Source organism: Methanohalobium sp. (assembly GCF_018609725.1).
Classification (GTDB): domain Archaea; phylum Halobacteriota; class Methanosarcinia; order Methanosarcinales; family Methanosarcinaceae; genus Methanohalobium.
In genome coordinates, this window is record NZ_JAHENT010000018.1 from 1 (window position 1) to 3571 (window position 3571).

Below are 3571 nucleotides of genomic sequence, written 5' to 3' on the forward strand. Positions count from 1 at the left end.
ATCTAACGTTAATATAGTTATGGAGACTACCTTATGTACTACAATTTTTTGAAATTAAAAATCTACTGGATATTTTCCAGGTTATATCTACTACTGAATACACATAACACATTAATGACGACTGTCACATCTCAAAATGGTAATTTGGCAAACCGGTCCTCAGGATTTCTAGGAGATGGTTTTTAATGAATTCATTTTCAGATACTGCCTGTAAAAAACAGATTTGTAGGACGCCTATTTTGCTACTATTATTTGTAACGATATTAATGGTATTTTCAGGTATAACAACAGCTCAATATGCTGGTGGTGATGGTACCGAAAGTAACCCTTACCTGATAAGCAATGTTTCAGAATTGCGGGATATAGAAAGTGAACCTGATGCACACTACGAACTCGTATCAGATATTGAACTTGTCCCAAACTATGAAGAAGGAGAGCTTGGATGGCAGCCAATAACCGAATTTACAGGAACCTTAGACGGAAACGGACATAAACTAACCAACCTACAAATAAATAGAAACGCTTCCAACCAGGGTTTGTTCGCTAAAATAGGTGAAGGAGCAACAATCAAAAACCTAACCATCGACAAAATAAACATGAAAACAGGCTCTAAAACAGGAGCATTAGCTGGAGAGACAACAGGAGCTGAAATAACTAACATCAAAATAAAAAACGCACAATACAACATATACATAGGAGAATACAGTGGTGAAACCATTTCAAGAGCTTACATTTATTATGGTCAGGAAAGTATCGGTGGATTAATCGGTTCAAGTAATAACACTGAAATCATTGACTGTGCCGCAACCAACATAACGATGATGAATAACACTGAATTCCCATCTAATAAATTAGTTTTCTCACGTCGGTTAGGTGGATTAGTTGGCCTAGCTAACAGCGGAACCATTACAGGTGCTGATATAAATGACCTCGTAATAAAAGGTACAGAAACCTCTAACCATGCAATAAGTTTTACCGGAGGACTGATAGGTGAAATAGCAAACGAAAAAAACGAAGAAATGATGGTTAGTGAATGCGAAGGAACGAATATAGACCTGACGATAGGAGCTCCCAATCTCTATGACCCAACACCTGGAAGGATTGACCAAAGTAGGAGTGGGGGACTGATCGGAGTTATTAATGCCCCGAGCACTGATTTAGAGATGAATGGAGATATCACAATAGAAAAGAGCTCAGTTAACGGTACCATAACCAAAGGGAGTGCACCTGCTTATAACTGCTCACTGGGTGTTGGAGGATTCGTTGGAAATGCCCACGGAAACAAAACTAAGTCAATAAACGTCACAATAAATGACTGCCACGCCGATGTAGAGATCGGAAACATGTTCGGAGAGAAGAGATATCTAGATGTTTTGCTAAAGCATGCGTCTAATTATGGTGGTGTAGGTGGTTTCGCTGGGTTACTAAATTCAACGGAAGTGAGTGATTGTTCTGCCACAGGAAAACTGAAAGAATCGGTTGTTTGGGCTGGTGGATTCGTTGGAACAGCAGAGAAAACCACTATCAAAACTTCATATGCAGAAACAAACATCACAGGGACTTCTGTAGCAGGCTTTGCCTTCAATATTAAAGAAAACATGGAAATATCAGAATGCTACGCAACAGGAAACGTAAAAAGTGGTGAGCTTCATGATTCAGGTGGATTCGCTGTGGTAGTTAATGGTTCTATAGTTAATTGTTACAGCACCGGGAACGTTGAACATCATTACGTTTATGTAGGTGGATTTGCTGGACAAATAAAGTCTGGAGGGGTGATTAAAAATTGTTACACCACCGGAAACACAACTCTAGATTATGAGCGTGGTTTTTCGGTTGGTGGTTTTTCGGCTGGTGCTGGAGGTGTTCTTCAGGATTCGATAGCCTTTGGCTCTAAAACTTCACAGGCGGGTTCCTCCTACCCAGAAAGTATCAACAGGGTGGTAGCAAATCTTAATGATGGGATTTTGAGTAATAACTATGCATACGAGGATATGCTCGTCACTTATGGTGGTACGGAGAAGACGGGTGTTTCCAATTCTAGTAGTGTTTGGGGTGCGAACATGACGAAAGAAGAGTTCGCCGACGAAAGTTTCTACACCAACCCAGATAACTGGAATAACACATGGGATTTCGATAAAGTTTGGGAGATAAAACCAGGAGACGGCCGACCAACTTTGCAGAATGTTCCGGGTGATTCGCTTATAACTGGAAAGGGTACCAAGGACAACCCTTACAAAATCGAGAACTGGGTACAACTTGATGTCGTCCGTGATGACCTAAATGCACACTACAAACTCGTCAGTGACCTGAATGCGTCTACAAAAGGTTATGATTCAGTGGCAAGTTCTTCTGCAAATGGAGGACAGGGATTCAATCCAATAGGAAACAGTACCAATAAATTCAACGGGACTTTTGATGGGGATGGATACTCCATTGCGGATCTAACAATCGACCTGACGACTGAAGAACAAAATAATTCATGTATAGCTCTTTTCGGTGTAATTGGAAATTCCGGCAAGTTGAAAGAAGTCAACCTGCAAGATGCAAGTGTTGCAGGAGATGAAAAAGTAGGTATCCTTGTCGGCAGGAATGAAGGAACTGTAGTAAGTGCGTCTTCTGTTGGATCGTTGGTAAAAGGAGATACTCATGTTGGAGGTCTTGTTGGAGAAAACCTTGGAACGATCACGGATTCAATTGCGACCGGTGATATTACCGGGAACAGTGTTACCGGAGGGCTCGTTGGTGCTAACGGTGTGGAATCCAGGGGATATCCCGGAGGATATATCAGGGATTCGAATGCCAGTTGTGAAGTTAAGAATGGTACTTTTGAAGGAGCAGCATTTCAGAAATTCGGAGGTCTTGTGGGACAAAACTACAAGGGAACTATAACAACATCAAATGCATCCGGTAACGTTAATTGCGGTGAAGGTACCGTTGGAGATTATACCGGTGGTCTAGTAGGCTATTCCAACAACACAGGAACGGATTTGGTCATCAATCGTTCCTATGCAACAGACGAAGTCGACGGTGGAGATTATGTCGGTGGGCTCATAGGTCTGAATATTGAAACTCGAATCTATCAGACCTATGCTACAGGAAACGTCACAGGTAACAAAACAGTCGGTGGACTCGTAGGCAATGTTACTGGGTCGAATGGAGAAGTAAGCCGGTCGTACGCAACCGGTAATGTGACTGGAAATAGTGCTGTTGGTGGTCTGATTGGTGGTTTAAAAGATGCTACAGTATCTAAAGCTTACTGGAACATTGATACTACAGGACAATCTTACTCTGCTGGTGGTACTGGACTCAACACTAGCGATATGAAAGGAGAAGCTGCTATTACCAACATGGAGTTTGATTTCACATACTCATGGAAAGTTGATACTGGTTCAAATCCTTCATATCCATATCTTAGGAATATAATCCCTCCAAAAAGAGAAAAGGATACAGGTGAACCTGAAACTGAAGATGATTCGGTAAGAGTATCTGTAGGAGAAAGCATGCCAGATGAGAATGTCCGCTCAACCGGTTCCAAACAAAATGTCGTTTCTGCAGGTAAAACCACTGAATA

The 3571-nt window shown here is 41.6% G+C and carries 1 protein-coding gene; it reads left to right on the plus strand.

Annotated elements, in window-relative coordinates:
- Nucleotides 1-185 precede the first annotated feature (185 nt).
- A partial coding sequence (locus tag QZ276_RS00520; RefSeq protein ID WP_292484290.1) for a GLUG motif-containing protein occupies nt 186-3571 on the plus strand: 3386 nt, incomplete at its 3' end.